A 20,528-nucleotide genomic window follows, 5' to 3' on the forward strand; every position below is an offset into this window, starting at 1 on the left:
GACCGGGCGACGCTTCGCTTCCACGGCCTTCGGCCAGAATCAAAAGCGGGCTTGCGTATAACACTGAACGCAGAGCGTCGCGACGATGAGTTACAACTCACTCCTCAAACAGGATCGGGCATTTCTCTGCTCCTTCCAGCTTGCGCAGTTCCTCTATCACTTGTGGTCTGGCATTGCGCAGTACCAGTACTCGCCCCTGTTGACCCAGGCGTCGTGCTTCCTGATGGAGCATTTCCACGCCCGAGTAATCAATGAAGTTGATCTGCTGCGCATCGATGACCACACGCAGCCCTTCAGTGCGTTGCAGTCGGGTTTGCAGGTAATGGCTGGCGCCGAAGAAGATCGACCCGCCGACCCGCAGCACATCCTCGTCTCCTTCGCGCCATTGCTGCACGCGCGGTTGTGAGGTGCGCTTGAGGTAGAAGAATAGTGAGGCCAGCACGCCCGCATAAATCGCAGTTTGCAGCTCAAGCAGCAGCGTGGCCAGGCAGGTCAGCGCCATCACGAAAAATTCGGCGCGGCTGACGCGGAACAGTGCGCGAATGCCGCGACGATCCACCAGGCCCCAGCAGATCAGCAGGATTGAAGCCGCCATGGCCGGGATCGGAATATGCGAGATCAACGAGGCTCCGGCGACGGCGAACAGTGCCACCCACAGCGCTGAAAACACCCCGGCCAACGGCGAGCGAGCGCCCGCCTCGTAACTCAGCGCCGCACGGGTGAACGAGCCTGCTGACAGATAGCCGGAAAACAGTGAGCCGACCATGTTCGACAGGCCTTGGGCACGCACTTCCTGATTGGCGTTGAGCATCTGCTGCGAACGAGCTGACAGCGAGCGGGCAATCGACAGGCTGTTGACCAGCCCGAGCATGCCCACCGCCACTGCGGTCGGCAGTAGTTTGAGGATCAGCTCTAGGTCCATCGGCAGCGGGCTGAAAGGCGGAAGATGCCCGAGGAAGGTGCTGACCACCCGCACTTGACCGAACATCGCCGGCCATAGCCACACCAACAGACTGCTCGCCACCAATGTGATCAGCAGTGTCGGCCAGCGCGGCACCAGAGCTTTCAGGCCGATACCCAGTGCCAGGGTCAGCAATCCGAGTATCAGTGAAGGCATGTCGACGTCGCCGCGATGCTCGAGTATCGCGTTCAGGCTATTGAGGGCAGTGGTCTGGCTCGGCAGATCGAGGCCCAGCAGGTTTGGCATCTGTCCAAGGGCGATCACGATGGCGGCGCCCAACGTGAAGCCGAGCACCACCGAGTGCGAAACGAAATTTACCAGCGCGCCGAAACGCACCATCCCCAGCAACAGCTGGAAGGCTCCGGCGATGAATGTCAGCAGCAGGATCAGCATTATGTAGTCCTGACTGGCTGGCATGGCAAGCGGACTGACACTGGCATACAGAACGATGGAAATAGCCGCCGTCGGCCCGCAGATCAGGTGCCAGGACGAGCCCCACAGACAGGCGATGATGACGGGAACAATGGCGGCATACAGGCCGTACTCCGGCGGCAACCCGGCGATGAGTGCGTAAGCGATGGACTGCGGCAGCGCCAGAATGGCCCCGCTCAAACCTACCAGCGCATCCCGCCCGATGCTGTTGCGAGTCTGCTGGGGCAACCAGGCGAGGAACGGTAGAAATTTATGGCGATTGAGCCAGCGCATCGGTCCCTCGGGTGAATTGAACGTAGAGGACGCAGAGCGTCCCGGAACTGCATGCCCACGCAGAGCATGGGCACGATAGTTATAGAACTATCGTTCCTCACGCTCCGCGTGGGAATGCCCTGGGTGACGCTCCGCGTCACAAATCTGCGCCACGCTGCGTACTCGGAATCTTACGCCTACAACTTCGCTTTCACCGCCGCCAGGCCGTCTTTGCCATCGACGGTTTTCACCCCATCCAGCCACTTGTCCAGTACCGCCGGGTTGGCCTTGATCCAGGCTTTTGCTGCTTCACTGTTGCTGACCTTCTTGTTGGTCACCTCGGCCATGATGCTGTTTTCCATGTCCAGGGTGAAGCTCAGGTTGGTCAGCAGCTTGCCCACATTCGGGCAGGCTTCAGCGTAACCCTTGCGGGTCAGGGTGAAGACCGAGCCCGTGTCACCAAAATATTTTTCGCCACCCTTGAGGTAGTGCATGCCCTTGATCTGCACGTTCATGGGGTGTGGCGTCCAGCCAAGGAAGACCACGAACGCCTTCTTCTTCACGTTGCGATTAACCTCGGCGAGCATCGCCTGCTCGCTCGACTCAACCAGCTTCCACTTGCCCAGGTCGAACTCGTTCTTCTTGATGATCTCCTGTAGCGACAGGTTGGCCGGTGCGCCAGAGCCAATGCCGTAGATCTTCTTGTCGAACTTGTCGGCGAACTTGCTCAGGTCGGCGAAATCATGCACGCCTGCGTCCCAGACGTAATCCGGCACGGCCAGCGTGAATTCTGTGCCCTCAAGGTTCCTGGCCAGTTGCGTCACCTCGCCGGTCGCCACGAACTTGTCGTAAAAGCCCTGCTGCGCCGGCATCCAGTTACCCAGAAACACATCCAGCTTTCCGTCTTTCAAGCCGCCATAGGCGATTGGCACCGCCAGCGTGTCAACCTTGGGCTTGTAGCCCAGGCCCTGAAGCACTGTGCTGGTAATTGCGTTGGTGGCCGCGATGTCGCTCCAGCCCGGGTCGGCCATCTTCACGGTGCTGCAACTCGCGTCCTCGGCCTGCGCCGCAAGGCTGGTGAGCGTCATGACCGTGACCGCTGCGGCTGTGGTTAACTTCATCATTGATGTACCCCTTTTGATTTTTTTGGTGTGGGCAGGGTCAAGGTTGCGGAAAACGTGCCTTGCGCTCCAGATCGTCCAGATCAATATGGTTGCGCATGTACTGCTGACTGGCGTCGACCAGTGGCTGGTGATCCCAACTCTTCAGCTTGCCGGTTGCCAGCGATTTAGCGACGAAGCGTCTTCTGCGCTGGCTGGCGAGCACCTGTTGGTGTATCGCCGGAATGTCCCATTTGGCCCGAGCTTCAGCCAGGAAGTCATTGAACAGCTTTTCATGGGCTGACGACTTGCTCAGGTCCTTCTGCTCTTTCGGGTCGTTCTTCACATCGAACAACAGGCACGGGTCCTGTTCCGAATAGATGAATTTGTAAGCGCCGCGACGGATCATCATCAACGGGCTGGTGGTGCCTTCGGCCATGTACTCGCCAAACACCTCGTCATGACCGCCTTTGCGTTTCAGGTGCGGTATCAACGAGCGCCCGTCCAGCGGCATGCCTTTGTCGAGTTTGCCGTTGGCCATTTCGACAAAAGTCGGCAGCAGATCGGCAGTCGATACAGAGGCACTCACGCGCCCCGGCTCGAACTGCCCCGGTGAGTAAACCACCAGCGGTACGCGAGCAGCCATTTCGAACCAGTGCATTTTGTACCAGAGACCCTTCTCGCCAAGCATGTCGCCGTGATCACCGGAGAACACCACGATGGTGTCGTCCGCCAGACCCACTTCATCAAGCGTCTGCATCAGCTTGCCGACGTTCAGGTCGATATAGCTGCAGGCGCCGAAGTAGGCACGCCGTGCATCACGAATCTTGTCTGTCGGCATCGGCTTGTCCCACAGGTCATACACCTTGAGCAGCCGTTGTGAGTGCGGGTCCAGCGCCGCCTGATTGGCGTGCGGCGGCGGCATCGGAATTTCTTCGTCGGCGTACAGGTCCCAGAACGGCTTGGGGATGGTGTACGGGTCGTGAGGGTGAGTCATGGAAACGGTCAGGCAGAACGGCGCATCACCGTCCTGGCGTACGTGGTCATAGAGATATTGCTGGGACTTGAACAGCACTTCTTCGTCGAAATCCAGCTGGTTGGTACGAATGCACGGGCCGGCCTGTAATACCGACGACATGTTGTGATACCAGCTCGGGCGCACATCCGGCTCGTCCCAGTTGACCGACCAGCCGTAGTCGGCCGGGTAGATGTCACTGGTCAGGCGCTCTTCGTAACCGTGCAGTTGGTCCGGCCCGCAGAAATGCATCTTGCCTGCCAGAGCGGTCTTGTAGCCCAGCGCGCGCAGATAGTGAGCGTAGGTCGGGATATCCGCCGGGAAGTCGGCTGCGTTGTCGTACGCGCCGATCTTGCTCGGCAACTGACCGCTGACCAGGGTGAAACGCGATGGCGCGCACAGAGGGCTGTTGCAATACGCTGAATCGAACACCACACCGTTGGCAGCAATGCGGCTCAGGTTCGGCATCAGAATTGGCGATTGGGCGTAGAACGGCAACATTGGCGCGGCCATTTGATCGGCCATGATGAACAGAATATTTTTGCGCTTCATGTAATCGCTGCATCCCATTGTGAAAAGTTATGCGAAATTGCTAAGTACGAGGATGATACCCTAGTGTTTTATGGTAAAGCCCATGCCAGGCAATGCCTAGGATAAGCCCAGCTAATGTTTAAATCGTTTGGCGACATGTCCCTCGACCTGCTGCGTGCTTTTGAAGTCGCGGCCCGCCTACGCAGCTTTACCGCTGCGGCTATCGAGCTGGGCACCACCCAGCCTGCTGTCAGTCAGCAGATAAAGCGCCTTGAAGAGAAATTGGCAACTCGTCTGTTCGACCGCATCTATCGCGGTATCGAGCTTACCGAGGCCGGTGAAATATTGTTCAGCCATGTTCAGGCGGGCTTGCAGTCCATCGACAGCGGGCTGATAGCGATCACCGAACAGCGCCAGCATGAAGTTTTACAGGTTGCGACCGACTTTGCCTTCGCCGCCTACTGGCTGATGCCGCGCCTGCACCGATTCCACAAGGTCAACCCCGACGTGGACGTCAGCCTGGTCACCAGTGAGCGTACCCACAGCATGCTCCGCGCCGATATCGACGTCGCTGTGCTATTCGGTGACGGGCGCTTCAAACAGGGCGAAAGCCACTGGCTGTTCAGCGAAGAAGTCTTTCCGGTGTGCAGCCCGCAACTGATTGCCGGTCGCCAGACACCGCTGCCCAATGAGGCACTGCGCGACTTCCCGCTGTTGCACCTGCGCGGCGAAAGCATCAACAACTGGTTCGACTGGGCGGGTGTATTCCGCGCCCTCGACATTCCCCAAGCCCCCGCCCCCGGCCAGTTGCGCTTCGATAACTACACACTGCTGATCCAGGCCGCCATCGGCGGACAAGGCATCGCCATCGGTTGGAAACACCTGGTCGACGACCTCCTCGACCAGGGCCTGCTCTGCCGGCCCATCGCTGGCTCAGCAATCTCTGGCCACGGTTATTACGTAGTGTTACCCCAGCGCAAACGGCGCGTGCAGATCGTCCAGCAGTTCATGGATTGGCTGGGGAGTGAGCAGGCGTTGAGCGGCGTGTCGCTGGCTGGCAGGCCGTTACCTTCGATTGCGGTGTAATATTGCCTGGCTGAAAAATGACCGCTCGGTCCGTTGCGGCGCGAACTTCAATAAAAGGGTCATGCATACGCTTCAAAATAATAAGTAGCCTGCCACGGGCGCTTGAACTGAATGCTGAAAGACCAGAACACAGGATCATCAGAAATGCCGAATCTACTCATCGATGGCAAGGCTCTCCACTACTCGGACCAGGGCACCGGTCCGGTTGTCCTGCTGGGTCACAGTTATCTCTGGGACAAAGGCATGTGGAGCGCGCAGCTTGATACCCTGGCCAGTCAGTATCGGGTGATTGTGCCGGACCTTTGGGGGCATGGTGAGTCTGATGGCTTTCCGGAAGGCACTCGTAATCTCGATGATCTGGCCCGTCATGCGCTGGCGCTGCTGGATCATTTGAACATCGAGCGTTGCAGTATCGTAGGGTTGTCGGTAGGCGGTATGTGGGGTGCCATTGCTGCGCTGTTGGCACCTGAGCGCATCACCGGGCTGGTGTTGATGGATACTTACCTGGGCAAGGAAACCGAAGCCACGAAGGCCTATTACTTCTCGTTGATCGACAAACTGGAAGAAACCGGTGCTTTTCCTGCGCCGTTGCTGGATATCGTGGTGCCGATTTTTTTCCGTCCTGGTATTGATCCGCAGTCGCCTGTGTATCAGGTCTTTCGGGCGGCGCTGGCAGGCATGAATGCAGAGCAGTTGCGCCAGACCATTGCGCCATTGGGGCGAATGATTTTTGGTCGTGACGACCGGCTGGGGTTGATCGAACAACTGAATGCCGACACCACGCTGGTGATGTGTGGCGATGCGGACATCCCGCGCCCGCCAGAGGAAACCCGTGAGATGGCCAGCCTGATTGGCTGCCCTTATGTGCTGGTACCCGAGGCGGGTCATATCGCTAATCTGGAAAACCCTGATTTCGTGTCAGGGGCATTGATGACGTTTTTGGCGCGGGTTAATCAAAAGCAGGATTGAGCCTGGCCAGGCTCTGCGTCGCGCCTCGACCTCAGGTAGAGAGGGGCTTTCTGTGGGAGCGGACTTGTCCGCGAAGAGGGCGGTATATCCTAGGAAACTCGTCGCTTTGGCATTTCATGGGGGCGGAATTCGGTTTGCCCGATGCAGCAAAAAGGGGCTCATGACTTGGTCATGAACCCCTTTTATTCAACGGCAGAAACTTTAGCCCCGGTTGACCCGTGCGTTACGCACGCCTTCGGCCAGTGCGGCGCACAACGTCAGCACGTCATCGATTGCCTGCTCCGGCGACTCGGCATTGGCGATCTTGTCGACGAACGCCGAGCCCACCACCACGCCTTCCGCCAGACGAGCAATGGCGGCTGCCTGCTCGGGAGTGCGGATACCGAAGCCCACGCTGATCGGCAGGCTTGTGTGACGACGCAGACGCGCAATGGCCTCAGTGACGTGCTCGGTGGTTGCCGAGCCAGCGCCGGTCACACCGGCAACCGAAACGTAGTAGACGAAACCGGAACTGCGCTCCAGCACGCGCGGCAGGCGCGCGTCGTCGGTGGTTGGCGTGGTCAGACGGATGAAGTCGATACCGGACGCTTGTGCCGGGGTTGCCAGCTCCGCATCGTGTTCAGGCGGCAGGTCAACGATGATCAGACCGTCAACGCCCGCTTCCTTGGCCTGCGCCACGAATGCTTCAACGCCAAAACGGTGGATCGGGTTGTAGTAGCCCATCAACACGATCGGTGTGGTCTGATCGTCGACCCGAAACTCGCTGACCATCTGCAAGGTCTTCTGAAGGGTCTGGCCCGCGTCCAGCGCACGCAGCGTCGCCAGCTGAATGGCCACACCATCGGCCATCGGATCAGTGAACGGCATGCCCAGTTCGATCACATCAGCGCCCGCAGCAGGCAGCCCTTTCAGGACTTTCAATGAAGTGTCGTAGCCAGGATCGCCGGCGGTAATGAAGGTGACCAGCGCAGCACGGCCCTCAGTTTTCAGCTGGTCGAAACGTTGCTCTAGACGGCTCATACCAGCATCTCCTTGGTTTGTTCGGCGGCTGCCATGTGGGTCATGACGGTTTGCATGTCTTTGTCACCGCGCCCGGACAGGCACACGACCATCAAGTGATCGTCACGCAGGTTGGTCGCACGCTTCATGGCCTCGGCCAAGGCGTGAGCGGTTTCCAGTGCCGGAATGATGCCTTCGAGCAGGCAGCACTGGTGGAAAGCGTCCAGTGCTTCGTCGTCGGTGATGCTGACGTATTCGACGCGCTTCACTTCGTGCAGGAAGGCGTGCTCCGGGCCGATGCCCGGGTAGTCCAGACCGGCAGAAATCGAATGCGCGTCGGTGATTTGCCCGTCGCCATCCTGCAGCAAGTACGTGCGGTTGCCGTGCAGTACGCCCGGAACGCCGCCGTTCAGGCTGGCTGCATGTTTGTCGGTACTCACGCCGTGACCACCAGCCTCGACGCCAATGATTTCAACGCTGGCGTCATTGAGGAACGGATGGAACAGGCCCATGGCGTTGGAGCCACCGCCAACGCAGGCAATCAGGCTGTCGGGCAGGCGGCCTTCCTTCTCCTGCATCTGCTCTCGGGTTTCTCTGCCGATGATGGCCTGGAAGTCACGGACCATCGCAGGGTATGGGTGCGGGCCTGCCACCGTACCGATCAGGTAGAAGGTGTCGTCGACGTTGGTCACCCAGTCACGCAGGGCTTCGTTCATCGCGTCTTTCAGGGTGCCGGTGCCGGAAGTGACCGGGACGATTTCAGCGCCCAGCAGCTTCATACGGAACACGTTGGCCTGTTGGCGCTCGATGTCGGTGGCGCCCATGTAGATCACGCAGGGCAGGCCGAAACGTGCTGCAACAGTCGCAGTAGCCACACCGTGCATGCCGGCACCGGTTTCCGCGATCAGGCGTTTTTTGCCCATGCGCTTGGCCAACAGCACCTGACCAATGCAGTTGTTGATCTTGTGCGCGCCAGTGTGATTGAGCTCTTCACGCTTGAAATAGATTTTTGCGCCGCCACAGAACTCGGTCAGGCGCTCGGCGAAGTACAGCGGGTTCGGGCGGCCCACGTAATCGCGCTGAAAGTAAGCCATCTCTTTGGCGAATTCCGGGTCTGCCTTGGCCGCTTCGTACTCGCGGTTGAGGTCAAGCACCAGCGGCATGAGGGTTTCTGCCACGTAGCGGCCGCCGAATGAGCCGAACAGGCCGTTGGCGTCAGGGCCGCTGCGGAAGTTGGTCTGGGTCATGAAATACTCCAGTTGCAGTGTTATGCGAATTGAGTGAGCCGGATCGGCAATGAGTCCACTTTAACCATCACATACCCGAAAGAAAACCGATAAGATCGCAGAAACCTGTCAGGAAAACTCACAGATCATGAGCCGTGACCTCCCTCCGCTCAACGCCCTGCGCGCCTTCGAAAGCACTGCCCGACTGGGCAGCGTCAGCCAGGCTGCTGAACAGTTAAGCGTTACGCATGGCGCTGTCAGTCGTCAGCTCAAGGTGCTTGAGGAGCATCTGGGCGTGAGCCTGTTCAGCAAGGACGGACGTGGCCTGAAACTCACAGATGCGGGTATTCGGCTGCGCGATGTCAGTGGCGAAGCGTTTGATCGGTTGCGTGGTGTCTGCGTCGAACTGAGCAAGGTAAGCGCCAATGCGCCCTTCGTACTGGGCTGCTCCGGGAGCCTGCTGGCGCGCTGGTTCATTCCGCGTCTGAGCCGTTTGAATGCTGAGTTGCCTGACCTGCGCTTGCATCTGTCGGCTGGCGAAGGCGATCTTGATCCGCGTCGTCCGGGGCTGGATGCATTGTTGGTATTTGCCGAGCCACCGTGGCCGGCTGACATGCAGGTATTCGAACTGGCCAGCGAGAGAATAGGACCGGTATTGAGCCCCCGCTTCGCACGATTCGACAGCCTGCGTGAAGCGCCTGCCGATGTATTGCTGGAGGAGTCTTTGTTGCAAACGACTTCAAGGCCTCAGGCATGGCCGAGTTGGGCGCAACAAAACGGGATCGATCCGCAGACGCTGCGCTATGGTCAGGGGTTCGAGCATTTGTATTATTTGCTGGAGGCGGCCGTGGCCGGCCTGGGGATTGCGATTGCACCGGAGCCGCTGGTCATCGATGACCTGAAGGCCGGACGCCTGGCTGCGCCATGGGGTTTCAGCGAAACCCCGGCGCAGCTGGCGCTTTGGGTACCCAGACGTGCGGCCGATGGTCGGGCGCAACAGTTGGCTCAGTGGTTAAAAAATGAGCTAAGGCAGTCTGGAGACCCGATCAAAATCTGATCAGTTGCCGCGCTTGAACAGCATGTAGGCTGCGATCAGGCCGATAGCACCGACGGCAACACCGGCGGTAGTCCATGGGTGTTCCTGAGCGTAGTCACGGGTAGCCAGCGCGTTTTCGCGGGTCTTCTCTTTGACGTCTTCGTAGACATCGCTGAGCAGGCTGCGCGAATGGCTCAATGCGCTTTCCGCATTGGCTTTCAATGTTTTCAGGGTCTTGCGCGACTCGTCGGTAGCATCGGCTTTCAGGCCTTCGAGCGACTTCAAGAGGCTCTCGATCTCAGCTTCCATACTCTGCAACGAGGCCTTACGAAGTGAAGTAGTAGCCATGGTGTTTCTCCTGCAATGATGAGTGAGCGTGTTGTTTCGGACTGCGGGCTTTTTGGAAAGTGCGATGCGATTTGTATAAAGCGCTGAACTTTTGCGCGCGTTCCCCTGACAGAAGCAGGGAGCGCGCTTTATATCGCGCCTTTTTCAGACCCCAGGAGAACTGCCATGACCGATCACCACACGTACAAAAAAGTCGAAATCGTCGGCTCTTCCACCACCACCATCGAAGATGCAATCCATAACGCCCTGGCCGAAGCCAGCAAAAGCCTTGAGCTTATGGAATGGTTTGAAGTGACCGAAACACGTGGTCATATCCAAGATGGCAAAGTGGCGCATTTTCAGGTCACCCTGAAAGTCGGCTTCCGTATCACTCACAGCTAAGCACCGCTGAACCTTTTGGCTGGCCGATTGCCATAATCTGCGCTACATACCCTGTTACCCGTCACGGGAGGGGTATGAGCGTGGGATGTTGAGTGGGCGCCTGTTCCGATGGCGTCTGTATATGGCCGGACGAGAGGGATTACCCATGAAGAAGTTTTTGTTGGCTGTAGGCTTGTTGAGCATCGCAGGCACTGCCCTCGCGGCAGGCAAACCCTGTGAAGAACTGAAAAGTGAAATCGACGCCAGACTGCAAGCGAAGGGCGTAACGTCCTACACGCTGGAAGTCGTCGAGAAAGGCAGTGCTTCGTCCGACAAGCAAGTCGTCGGCACCTGTGAAGGCGGCGCCAAGGAAATTGTCTACCAGCGCGGTTGATTACCGGTCGAGCCTGACGTTCGAACCTGATTCAGGTCGGGCCGTCGGTTAATCCCGTTTGCGGGGTAGATGAACAGAATCGCCCCGGACCGAGTGTTCTCTGTCCGGGGCGATTGTGTTTGCGGTCGATTATTTCCGATTCGGAAAGTCGCCTAGCCGTGTGCAACCTGCGCCAGAATCTCGTATGAGCGCAGTCGATCCTGATGCTCATACATGTCGCAGGTGAAGAGCAGTTCATCGGCATCGGTCTGCTCGAGCAGCACATCCAGCTTGGCGCGGATCTTGTCCGGACCGCCGACCATTGCCAGCCCCAGAAAACTCGCTACTGCTTCACGCTCATGTGGCAGCCACAGGCCGTCCATCGATTCGACCGGTGGCCGCTGCATCAGGCTGTGCCCGCGCATCAACGCCAGAATGCGCTGGTAGACCGAGGTCGCCAGGTACTCGGCCTGTTCGTCGGTGTCTGCCGCAGAAAGCGGAACGCCGAGCATCACGTACGGCTTGTCGAGCACTGCGGATGGCTGGAAATGATTGCGATAAACACGAATCGCCTCGTGCATGTAGCGCGGCGCGAAGTGCGAAGCGAAGGCATACGGTAGCCCGCGCATGCCGGCCAGTTGAGCGCTGAACAGGCTCGACCCCAGCAACCAGATCGGTACATTGGTGCCCGAGCCTGGTACAGCGATCACTTTTTGATCAGCCGTGCGCGGCCCCAGATATTCCATCAGCTCGGTGACATCATCCGGGAAATCCTCGGCGCTGCCGGAGCGCTCGCGACGAAGCGCACGTGCGGTCATTTGATCGGAACCTGGTGCGCGGCCCAGGCCCAGGTCGATCCGGTCGGGATAAAGGCTTGCCAGGGTGCCGAACTGCTCGGCCACCACCAGCGGCGCGTGGTTGGGCAGCATGATCCCGCCAGCGCCCACGCGAATGGTCGACGTACCACCGGCCAGGTACGCCAGCAGCACAGAGGTCGCTGAACTGGCGATACCGTCCATGTTGTGGTGTTCCGCCACCCAGAAGCGGTTGTAGCCCAGTTTTTCAACGTGTTGAGCCAGGTTCAGAGAGTTGCGCAAGGACTCCGCTGGCCCCCTGTCATGACGCACAGGGACCAGATCAAGAGTCGAAATTTTTACATCTGCCAGACGTTTCATAGGCCGGGGAAGCTCCTCGAATTGAGATGGGCTGGCTGCTGGAGCTGCCCATGATGAAACAGCAGTGCGGGCGCAAGTCTTGCTTTTCAATGGCACGCGGGCAAAAACCTACTTAAACGGTAGGTCTTTCCGACGGTTGAACTTTCCAGAGTCGTCTATCCTCAGAACCTTGTAACAGCAATGATCCAAATTCATTCCAAAAGGAGCCACCATGAGCATCGTCAAGAAAGCATCCGCCCACTGGGAAGGTGATCTGAAAAGCGGTATCGGCAGCATCTCCACGGAAACCGGCGTGTTGCGTGAAGCACCTTATGGCTTCAAGGCACGTTTTGAAGGCGGCAAAGGCACCAACCCGGAAGAGCTGATCGGTGCAGCCCATGCAGGCTGTTTCTCGATGGCCCTGTCCATGATTCTGGGCAACGCCGGCCTGACCGCAGACAGCATCGACACGCAAGCTGACGTAACGCTGGACCAGGTTGAAGGCGGTTTCGCCATCAGCGCTGTGCATTTGACCCTCAAAGCCAAAGTGCCGGGTGCAACACAAGAGAAGTTTGACGAATTGACCAAGCAGGCCAAAGAAGGCTGCCCGGTTTCAAAAGTGTTGAACGCCAAGATCACCCTGGACGCCACATTAGTGAGCTGATCCACGGAGAGCCTTGCGGGAGCGCCTTGTGCGCTCCTGTATCTCCTGTATAAAGCTGGCTTGCTTCATCAGTCGCGCGTCTATCGGCGCGTGGTTTGATTTTGATCAGGAGTCGAGCATGAAACGTTTTATTCTGGCTGTGACCTGTACCGTGCTGGCCACCAGCGCCTTGGCAGCGCCTAAATCCTGTGAAGAACTCAAGGATGAAATCGAAGCCAAGATCCAGGCCAATAACGTGACGTCCTACACCCTGGAAATCGTTGCCAACGAAGAGGCTACCGATCCCAATATGGTCGTAGGCACCTGCGATAACGGCACTAAAAAGATTATCTATCAGCGTAACGATCGCTGACTGGACCGGCTGTTCAGATGCAATGAACGCCGCCCTCTTGTTCCTCCTCGGCCACCACCTTGCGCTCTGCATCGTATAGCCAGGCGTCTACACTGTTAGCCAGTGAGCGCACCTCCAGCACATAGCGCTGCCCTGCGACGAAGTGGTCGTACCGAACGCTGACGTAGCAGGTAATATCTGTGTACTCGTCACCAATCATCCCCATCCCGCCCGACCGGTACTCGTAGTCATAACGCACTTGCAGTTCGTGGCTGCCCGGCGTCACCTGAAAATAGCGCCCGTCGTAAGTGTTTTCGCCATCCAGCTTGTCGGCCATGATCAACTGACCGGTGATAGTGCGCATGTCGACCCACGCCATGTTCGGGTCGACGGCTGGCAACGGACCGGCGCAGCCAGCGAGAGTCGCGAGGGTGAAGGCGGTTATCAGGGGGAACAGGCGCATTTTGGTAGTTCCAGGCTACGTGGATTGAGGTGTTGCTTGACGCATACCCTGCCATAAGTATTCGAAGGTTTTACCTTCCTGGTTACCCGTTACCAAACATCTGCCACAACGACGCCCCCACCCCGGTGATGCTCTCCCCCGCAATCAGCCCTGCTGCTGCAGTAATCGCGAAGCGCTCGGTGAGGCTCGCCCAGCGGCAGCTCACCACCCACGTGAGCACCGCGCCGAGGGCCATCATCAACGACACTGACGCCGGAAGCACAAATGCTAGACCCAAGGCGGCAGCGCTTGGCAAGTAACGGGCGCGACGGGTTGGCAACGTGCTGTCGAGGACACCCAGCAATACACCTACCAGGCCCGCAATGAAAATAGCCCAGCGGATGCTCTCCGACAACGAGTCCAGCCCGTGGGTCAGGGTTTGCGCCACAGCCTTCCAGGTAGCAACGGCCGGAGCTGGCCACTCTTCGGTGAGCAGCATGGTCTGCGGGTCCGGGATCAGCGCCATATAGGCCAGCACCCCGACGATACTGCCGACGAAAATCCCCAGCGTTTGTGCGACCAGTTGCTTGCGTGGCGTTGCACCGATCGCCTTGCCCACCTTGAAGTCGTTCATCAGGTCCGTGCATTGTCCTGCCGCCCCGCCCGCTGTGTTGGCGCTCATTAAATTGATCGTGACCTGACCTGGCGCGACGATGCCAAAGCTCAACTGCGACAACTGCCCGATCGCACCGATAGGCGGAATGCCGGTTGCACCGACAACCCGCGCAGCCACTGCCGCAAGGCAGACCGCCAGAGGAATGGTCAATAACGCCATCCACAGATTGATCCCGAACAACAGCGCCTGCAGGCTCACCACCAGAATGATCGACAGCATCAGACCAAGCGCAGGTCCCGATTTGGGCACTGCCCAAATCGTGCCGCTGCCTGCCTTTGTGGACTTGTGCAATGCCCACAACCGAATCGTCAGCGACGCCAGCGTCGAGCAGACCATCAAACTCACACCTGGCCACAGAAGCCACTCCACTAGCGCCGCGAACTGCGGGCCACTGTTGTCAGCCGGCAATGTCACCAAACCTTGCGTCAACAGCCAAGGCGCCAGCCCGCCCCACGCCAGCAAGGCACCCAGCAAGAGCGTCATACCGACACGAATGCCGATGATTGCACCGAACCCCACCAACAGCAGCGAAGGGTCTGCGGTGAACGTCAAACGCTCCAGCTGCGCACTCGGCGACCAGCGCGGAAACGCCCACACAAACGTATCCACCCACTTCGCCAGCGCAGACAGCAACGCCGCGCTGAGCAACACCTTCAACCGCGTCGTCGCCTCCCGTCCGTGGTTGTAAATATGCAACAGGGTCTCCAGCGTCGCCATGCCCTCGGGAAACTTCAGCGAGGTGTCATTGAGCAACGAAGGCCGCAAATACCACGCAATCCAGATCCCCAGAAAACTCACCGAAAACACCCACGCCATCATCGGAATCGCATCCAGCTGCTGCCCCGTCAACAAGGTATAAGCCGGAATCGGCGCCACCAATCCACCGGAAATAATCGACGCCGCCGCCGACGCTACCGTTTGATTGATATTGCTCTCGTGCAACGTCCACGGCAGCTGATCGGACGAGCGTTTGGCCAGGCCCTGCCAGATGGCGTAACCGATCAGCAGCGCAATGATCGACATGTTGAACGACCAACCGATCTTCAGGCCTGCGTAGACGTTGGAGGGGGTAAGCAGGATGCCGAGGATGACGCCGGTAACGACGGCACGCAGGCTGAGTTCGCGTTGGACGGGGGGAATTTGCGGGATTGGGGCTGTAGGCATGCGGAATCCTTTCGCTGATCAATTCCAAAAAGGGCGAGTCTCCCAACCAGTAGGTAAACCTAAGACAGCTGAGGTCAATCCAGATTTTCCTAGTGTGACGTTGGGAAGTGTTGCAATTAACGCTTTGAATCGATGTTTCCAGTCTGCTGTAGGGTCAATCACCTGCAGCAACGCCTGCACTGCCACCGCCCTTGCAAATAAACGTCCTCGATCTGCTTCTGTCGGAAACTCGTTCTTTATTGACTTGGCGAACTGAGGGGTATCGGATGTGATTGATGTGTTCCATAACCGACTGTGGTGAGCACTGATATTGCGTAACAGCGTCAGGCTTTTCAGCCAGCTGCCCAGTACGCCCTCGTTATAACCAAAGCAGGTTGCAATTTTTTTCTTGTGATCAAGATGTAAGCCCGCCAGTAGTCGCGACAGCTGTCCAATAGTCATCTGTTCGAGCACGACCCAAATGGGCGGAAAGGCTGGAGTGTTGTAGTGATCGTAATAATGCTGAATCGCAAGATTCTGGCCCCTAAGCCCCATCACTTGCTTCAGGAAAGCGCGATGCTCATCCATATTCCGGAAATGAACGGCATTTAAGTAAAAATGGGGGCCGCAGGCGCGATGATTAGCCAATGTATTAGCGATTACTGAACGAAACGCCACTTCGATACGGTCGATGCCGTCCAGACAAAGCAGGCGCAGTCTTCGATCAAAATCGTAGAGCGCCAGAATGTCATCAAACTGCACAGCAGGAAAAAACTGCTTGGCTGAATCTTGCAGGGGGCGTATGTAAATCAGCAATCGGTAATGCCCGATAAATTGTAAAGCGCGAAGTGCTTTTTCAGTCTGACCTCGTGTATCCAGTCCTTTTTTGCGCAGGTGGCGCAGGAGTGCATGAGGGGTTTTTGCAGGCTTATCGAAAAGGACGGGGACGTGTGACAAGCCTTAGCTTCCTGCTGGCAAGGTATAGAAAAAACTAACCCCCTGGTGCGCAGTACGGGACAAGTCCCGCCCGAGGCGTGGGGGTTATTCTTGGGCACAAGGCTATTGGTGCGCTGGCAAGCTGTCAATCAAATTTGACCAATGGGGCTGGTCTCGGCTGTGAAGTGCAGCACTTGCACCTCCCCCCACCCGTCCGGCATAACATCACCCCATCACAACTACCAAAGCCCTGCCCTCCATGCCCACGCCTGCCGCTTCACGCCTTAGCAACCTTTTAGCACTCATGGCCCTTACGCTGCTCGCCGGTTGCTCCAGCGTTTCCTACTATGGACAGTTGGCGCAGGGGCAGTGGCAGTTGCTGCAGGCGCGTGAGCCGGTGGACAAGATTATCGCTGACCCGGCGCGGGACGCCGGTTTACGCGACCATCTGGCCCGGTCGCAACTGGCGCGGACGTTTGCCAGCGAGCATTTGCACCTGCCGGATAACAAGAGCTATCGCCTGTATGCGGATTTGGGGCGGCCTTATGTGGTGTGGAATGTGTTTGCGACGGATGAGTTTTCGCTGGAGCCTGTCACGCACTGTTTTCCGATCGCCGGGTGTGTGGCGTATCGCGGTTATTACAGCCCTGGCGGAGCGCGTGGCGAGGCGGCGTTGCAGCGGCAGGCGGGCAAGGATGTGTATCTGAGTGGCGTCGAGGCGTATTCGACGTTGGGCTGGTTTGATGATCCGATCCTCAGCTCGATGCTGGGCTGGGGCGACGAGCGTTTGGCGACGCTGATCTTTCATGAGCTGGCGCATCAGCGTTTTTATGTGAAGGACGACACTGAGTTCAATGAGTCCTACGCCAGTTTCGTCGAGCAGGAAGGTACGCGGCAGTGGCGCGCTGCGCGCGGTTTGCCGCCCGAGAATGTTTCGCAGTCGGCGCGGCGTGATCAGTTTATTCAGCTGGTGCTGGATACCCGCGAGCGGCTCAAGGCGCTTTATCGTCAGCCGCTGTCGGCTGAGGTGATGCGCATGCGCAAGGCTGAGGAGTTCGAGCGGCTGCGACGGGATTATCGGAAGGTACGTGACGAGCAATGGGCGGGCGACAAGCGTTTTGATGGCTGGATCAAAGGCCCGATGAACAACGCCAAACTGCTGCCATTCGGGCTTTATGATCAATGGGTGCCAGCGTTTGCGGCGTTGTTCAGGCAGGAGAACGGGGATTGGCAGGCGTTTTATCGGGCTGTGGATAAGTTGGGCGGGATGCCGGTCGAGGCGCGCAAGGCGGCGCTACGAGCATTGATGCCTTGAGCACCCGATTATCGTTACGACGCTCCGCGTGGTAATGCCTTTCTGGACGCTCTGCGTCCGACCCTGAGGACGTGGCGCGGCGCAGAATTCGTCACGGGAGATATTCCTACGCTGGAGCGTAGGAACGATAGTTACGGCTTATCAAACCCCTCCGTCAGATGCTGGTCCTTGAGCTTCACGTAGTTCGTAGCGCTGTAAGGGAAAAAGGCGATTTCCTTTTCGGTGAGTGCGCGCACTTGTTTGACTGGACGGCCAACGTACAAAAAGCCGCTTTCCAGCACTTTGCCCGGTGGCACCAGGCTGCCTGCGCCGATGATCACTTCGTCTTCGACAACAGCGCCGTCCATGATGGTGGTGCCCATGCCGACCAGGATGCGGTTACCCAATGTGCAGCCGTGCAGCATGGCCTTGTGGCCGATGGTTACTTCGTCGCCGATCAGCAGCGGGAAGCCGTCCGGGTTGAAAGGGCCGGCGTGGGTGATGTGCAGCACGCTGCCATCCTGCACGCTGGTGCGTGCGCCGATGCGGATGCGGTGCATGTCGCCGCGTACGACCGTCAGCGGCCAGACTGAACTGTCGTCGCCAATTTCGACATCGCCGATGACGATCGCCGAATGATCGACAAAGGCCCGTTCGCCGAGGGCTGGGGTGTGCTCCTGAAACGTGCGGATAGCCACGATAGGCTCCTTCTTTGACAGTGATAGGCGTGCAGAACAGGTTTGGTTGCTGCGGTCGGCGTCGATTGTAATTAAGATGGCTGAGTGTTTCTTCAAGGCAAGGTGCAAAACCGTGAGCGCGAACAACCCTCTTCTGCAATCGTACGACCTGCCACCCTTTTCGGCGATTCGTGCCGAACATGTCAAACCTGCTATTGAACAGATCCTGGCCGACAACCGTGCCGCGATTGCTGACATCCTCGCCAAACAGGGTTCTACACCGACCTGGGCCGGGCTGGTGCTGACCATGGACGAATTGAATGACCGCCTGGGCGCGGCATGGAGTCCGGTCAGCCACTTGAATGCCGTGTGCAACAGCGCGCAACTGCGTGAAGCCTACGAATCGTGCCTGCCGGCGTTGAGTGCTTACTCCACCGAGATGGGTCAGAACCGCGCGTTGTTCCAGGCGTATGAAGCGCTGGCCAACGGCCCGGAAGCGGCCGGTTTCGATGTGGGTCAGAAGACCATCCTGGAACAGGCGCTGCGCGACTTCCGTCTGTCCGGTATCGATCTGCCGCCCGAGCAGCAGAAGCGTTACGCCGAAGTACAGAGCAAGCTGTCGGAGCTGGGCAGTCAGTTTTCCAATCAGTTGCTCGATGCCACTCAGGCCTGGACCAAGCTGGTCGCTGACGAGTCCGCCCTCGCTGGTCTGACCGATTCTGCCAAACAGCAGATGGCTGCCGCCGCCAAGGCCAAGGATCTCGAAGGCTATCTGATCACCCTGGAATTCCCGAGCTACTACGCGGTGATGACCTACGCCGAAGACCGCGCGCTGCGCGAAGAAGTCTACGCGGCCTACTGCACTCGCGCCTCGGATCAAGGCCCGAACGCTGGCAAGAACGACAATACTCCGGTCATGGAGCAGATTCTCGATCTGCGTCAGGAGCTGGCGCAGTTGCTGGGTTATGCGAATTTCGCCGAGCTGAGCCTGGCGACCAAGATGGCCGAGTCCAGCGATCAGGTGCTGAGTTTCCTGCGCGATCTGGCCAAGCGCAGCAAGCCCTTCGCCGCTCAGGACCTGGAGCAGCTCAAGGCTTACGCCGCCGAACAGGGCTGCCCGGATCTGCAAAGCTGGGACAGCGGTTTCTACGGCGAGAAGCTGCGTGAGCAGCGTTACAGCGTTTCTCAGGAAATCCTGCGCGCCTACTTCCCCATCGACAAAGTGCTCGGCGGCCTGTTCGCTATCGTCCAGCGTCTTTACGGCATCGAGATCGCCGAGCAGAAAGGCTTCGATACCTGGCACCCGGACGTTCGTCTGTTCGAGATCAAGGAAAACGGCCAGCACGTCGGGCGTTTCTTTTTCGATCTGTATGCCCGCGCCAACAAGCGTGGCGGTGCCTGGATGGACGGCGCTCGTGACCGTCGCCGCACGGCTGAAGGCACGCTGCAAAGCCCGGTGGCCAATCTGGTGTGCAACTTCACACCGGCCGTTGCCGGTAAACCTGCACTGCTGACCCACGATGAAGTCACCACCCTGTTCCACGAGTTCGGTCACGGCCTGCACCACTTGTTGACCCGTGTCGAGCATGCCGGTGTGTCCGGTATCAATGGCGTGGCCTGGGACGCGGTCGAGTTGCCGAGCCAGTTCATGGAAAACTGGTGCTGGGAGCCTGAAGGTCTGGCACTGATTTCCGGTCATTACGAAACCGGCGAACCACTGCCGCAGGACTTGCTGGAGAAGATGCTCGCAGCCAAGAACTTCCAGTCCGGTCTGATGATGGTGCGTCAGCTGGAATTCTCGATGTTCGACTTCGAGCTGCACGCTACTCACGGTGATGGCCGCAGCGTGCTTGAAGTTCTGGAGGGCGTTCGTGACGAAGTCTCTGTGATGCGTCCGCCCGCCTACAACCGCTTCCCGAACAGCTTCGCGCACATTTTCGCAGGCGGCTATGCAGCCGGTTATTACAGCTACAAGTGGGCCGAAGTGCTGTCTGCCGACGCGTTCTCGAAGTTCGAGGAAGATGGCGTGCTCAATGCCGAAACCGGTCGCGCTTTCCGCGAAGCGATTCTGGCGCGTGGTGGCTCACAGGCGCCGATGGTGCTGTTCGTCGACTTCCGCGGACGCGAGCCGTCGATTGACGCATTGTTGCGTCACAGTGGCTTGAGTGAGGATGCGGCAGCATGACCGATACACCGGTAATCGTTACCAAGAAACGCTTCATCGCCGGGGCTGTCTGCCCGGCGTGCAGCGAGCCTGACAAGCTGATGATGTGGAGCGAAGACGACGTACCGCACCGCGAGTGCGTGGGGTGTGGCTACAGCGATACGCTTAATGCCCAAGGGATTTCGATCCCTAAGGAGTTGGGCACGCGCGTCAACAAGGCTGCGGTAAAACTGGCTGACCCAAAGGTTCAAGGCGTGCAGTTTTTCCCGAATCCGAAGTTGAAGAAGCCGGTTGATCCGAGCTGACTTCAGTGACGATCCATGTGTTCAGGGGCGCTAATGCGCCCCTTTTTATGTAAC

General features: G+C 58.5%; 21 protein-coding genes. 10 read left to right on the forward strand and 11 right to left on the reverse strand.

What is annotated here, in order from left to right:
• Window positions 1–97 precede the first annotated feature (97 nt).
• The 3 genes from ALO43_RS04385 to betC all read right to left on the reverse strand — a co-directional run bounded on the left by ALO43_RS04385 (window position 98) and on the right by betC (window position 4,312).
• Window positions 98–1,666 carry a SulP family inorganic anion transporter gene (locus tag ALO43_RS04385; RefSeq protein ID WP_054997171.1) on the reverse strand — a complete coding sequence of 523 codons (1,569 nt, stop codon included), beginning with the start codon at window positions 1,664–1,666 and terminating at the stop codon, window positions 98–100.
• A 176-nt stretch (window positions 1,667–1,842) separates the two neighbouring features.
• A complete protein-coding gene (locus ALO43_RS04390; RefSeq protein WP_024691236.1) occupies window positions 1,843–2,769 on the reverse strand; it encodes a choline ABC transporter substrate-binding protein in 927 nt (308 codons plus the stop codon).
• Window positions 2,770–2,806: 37 nt separating this feature from the next.
• Window positions 2,807–4,312, reverse strand: coding sequence for a choline-sulfatase (betC, locus tag ALO43_RS04395; protein ID WP_024691235.1), 1,506 nt, complete (start codon window positions 4,310–4,312; stop codon window positions 2,807–2,809).
• Window positions 4,313–4,426: 114 nt separating this feature from the next.
• Between betC and ALO43_RS04400 the strand changes: the two genes are divergently transcribed.
• Together ALO43_RS04400 and ALO43_RS04405 are read left to right on the forward strand one after the other, a co-directional pair.
• Window positions 4,427–5,377 carry a choline sulfate utilization transcriptional regulator gene (locus ALO43_RS04400; RefSeq protein WP_054997172.1) on the forward strand — a complete coding sequence of 317 codons (951 nt, stop codon included), beginning with the start codon at window positions 4,427–4,429 and terminating at the stop codon, window positions 5,375–5,377.
• 144 nt (window positions 5,378–5,521) lie between these two features.
• Entirely contained in the window at window positions 5,522–6,346 is an 825-nt protein-coding gene (locus ALO43_RS04405) for an alpha/beta fold hydrolase (protein WP_053479932.1), read from the forward strand.
• A 201-nt stretch (window positions 6,347–6,547) separates the two neighbouring features.
• On the opposite strand, the gene trpA is transcribed toward ALO43_RS04405, so the two are convergent.
• Both trpA and trpB read right to left on the reverse strand, forming a co-directional pair.
• On the reverse strand, window positions 6,548–7,366 hold the full coding sequence (gene trpA / locus ALO43_RS04410) for a tryptophan synthase subunit alpha (protein ID WP_005894742.1): 819 nt from the start codon (window positions 7,364–7,366) through the stop codon (window positions 6,548–6,550).
• The gene (gene trpB / locus ALO43_RS04415) at window positions 7,363–8,592 is read right to left on the reverse strand and encodes a tryptophan synthase subunit beta (protein ID WP_024669997.1); all 1,230 of its coding nucleotides are present in this window, start codon (window positions 8,590–8,592) and stop codon (window positions 7,363–7,365) included. The genes trpA and trpB overlap by 4 nt, the downstream gene beginning before the upstream one ends.
• A gap of 127 nt (window positions 8,593–8,719) precedes the next feature.
• Here trpB and ALO43_RS04420 point away from each other — a divergent pair, with 127 nt between their 5' ends.
• Window positions 8,720–9,628, forward strand: coding sequence for a LysR family transcriptional regulator (locus ALO43_RS04420; protein ID WP_024669998.1), 909 nt, complete (start codon window positions 8,720–8,722; stop codon window positions 9,626–9,628).
• Here the strand turns inward: ALO43_RS04420 and ALO43_RS04425 are convergent, their stop codons facing one another.
• Complete coding sequence (locus ALO43_RS04425; RefSeq protein WP_005894735.1) at window positions 9,629–9,955, reverse strand: ElaB/YgaM/YqjD family protein; 327 nt, start codon at window positions 9,953–9,955, stop codon at window positions 9,629–9,631. It lies immediately after the preceding gene.
• 165 nt (window positions 9,956–10,120) lie between these two features.
• Here ALO43_RS04425 and ALO43_RS04430 point away from each other — a divergent pair, with 165 nt between their 5' ends.
• Window positions 10,121–10,336, forward strand: a complete 216-nt coding sequence (locus ALO43_RS04430) for a dodecin (protein ID WP_005894732.1) — start codon at window positions 10,121–10,123, stop codon at window positions 10,334–10,336.
• Window positions 10,337–10,481: 145 nt separating this feature from the next.
• Window positions 10,482–10,709 carry a DUF1161 domain-containing protein gene (locus ALO43_RS04435; RefSeq protein ID WP_005894730.1) on the forward strand — a complete coding sequence of 76 codons (228 nt, stop codon included), beginning with the start codon at window positions 10,482–10,484 and terminating at the stop codon, window positions 10,707–10,709.
• Window positions 10,710–10,861: 152 nt separating this feature from the next.
• On the opposite strand, the gene ALO43_RS04440 is transcribed toward ALO43_RS04435, so the two are convergent.
• The gene (locus tag ALO43_RS04440; protein ID WP_053479931.1) at window positions 10,862–11,863 is read right to left on the reverse strand and encodes an LLM class flavin-dependent oxidoreductase; all 1,002 of its coding nucleotides are present in this window, start codon (window positions 11,861–11,863) and stop codon (window positions 10,862–10,864) included.
• A 211-nt stretch (window positions 11,864–12,074) separates the two neighbouring features.
• Here ALO43_RS04440 and ALO43_RS04445 point away from each other — a divergent pair, with 211 nt between their 5' ends.
• Window positions 12,075–12,506: an OsmC family protein gene (locus ALO43_RS04445; protein ID WP_005894726.1), complete on the forward strand. Its 432-nt coding sequence runs from the start codon at window positions 12,075–12,077 to the stop codon at window positions 12,504–12,506.
• Between the two features lie 118 nt (window positions 12,507–12,624).
• Window positions 12,625–12,858, forward strand: a complete 234-nt coding sequence (locus ALO43_RS04450; protein WP_005894724.1) for a DUF1161 domain-containing protein — start codon at window positions 12,625–12,627, stop codon at window positions 12,856–12,858.
• A 13-nt stretch (window positions 12,859–12,871) separates the two neighbouring features.
• On the opposite strand, the gene ALO43_RS04455 is transcribed toward ALO43_RS04450, so the two are convergent.
• The 3 genes from ALO43_RS04455 to ALO43_RS04465 all read right to left on the reverse strand — a co-directional run bounded on the left by ALO43_RS04455 (window position 12,872) and on the right by ALO43_RS04465 (window position 16,055).
• Window positions 12,872–13,300, reverse strand: coding sequence for a PA0061/PA0062 family lipoprotein (locus ALO43_RS04455; RefSeq protein ID WP_080268016.1), 429 nt, complete (start codon window positions 13,298–13,300; stop codon window positions 12,872–12,874).
• Between the two features lie 82 nt (window positions 13,301–13,382).
• Window positions 13,383–15,119: an OPT family oligopeptide transporter gene (locus ALO43_RS04460; protein ID WP_054997173.1), complete on the reverse strand. Its 1,737-nt coding sequence runs from the start codon at window positions 15,117–15,119 to the stop codon at window positions 13,383–13,385.
• Between the two features lie 18 nt (window positions 15,120–15,137).
• A complete protein-coding gene (locus ALO43_RS04465; protein WP_054997174.1) occupies window positions 15,138–16,055 on the reverse strand; it encodes an Abi family protein in 918 nt (305 codons plus the stop codon).
• A 238-nt stretch (window positions 16,056–16,293) separates the two neighbouring features.
• Between ALO43_RS04465 and ALO43_RS04470 the strand changes: the two genes are divergently transcribed.
• Window positions 16,294–17,349 (forward strand): aminopeptidase, encoded by a 1,056-nt coding sequence (locus tag ALO43_RS04470; RefSeq protein WP_054997175.1) that lies wholly within the window; start codon window positions 16,294–16,296, stop codon window positions 17,347–17,349.
• Between the two features lie 131 nt (window positions 17,350–17,480).
• Here the strand turns inward: ALO43_RS04470 and ALO43_RS04475 are convergent, their stop codons facing one another.
• Window positions 17,481–18,026 (reverse strand): gamma carbonic anhydrase family protein, encoded by a 546-nt coding sequence (locus ALO43_RS04475; RefSeq protein WP_024670006.1) that lies wholly within the window; start codon window positions 18,024–18,026, stop codon window positions 17,481–17,483.
• Between the two features lie 76 nt (window positions 18,027–18,102).
• On the opposite strand from ALO43_RS04475, the gene prlC reads away from it, so the two are divergent.
• Window positions 18,103–20,190 carry an oligopeptidase A gene (gene prlC / locus ALO43_RS04480; protein WP_162010115.1) on the forward strand — a complete coding sequence of 696 codons (2,088 nt, stop codon included), beginning with the start codon at window positions 18,103–18,105 and terminating at the stop codon, window positions 20,188–20,190.
• Entirely contained in the window at window positions 20,187–20,474 is a 288-nt protein-coding gene (locus tag ALO43_RS04485) for a YheV family putative zinc ribbon protein (protein ID WP_054997176.1), read from the forward strand. The genes prlC and ALO43_RS04485 overlap by 4 nt, the downstream gene beginning before the upstream one ends.
• The last annotated feature ends 54 nt before the right edge of the window (window positions 20,475–20,528 follow it).

Origin of the sequence: Pseudomonas tremae (assembly GCF_001401155.1) — a bacterium.
Classification (GTDB): domain Bacteria; phylum Pseudomonadota; class Gammaproteobacteria; order Pseudomonadales; family Pseudomonadaceae; genus Aquipseudomonas; species Aquipseudomonas tremae.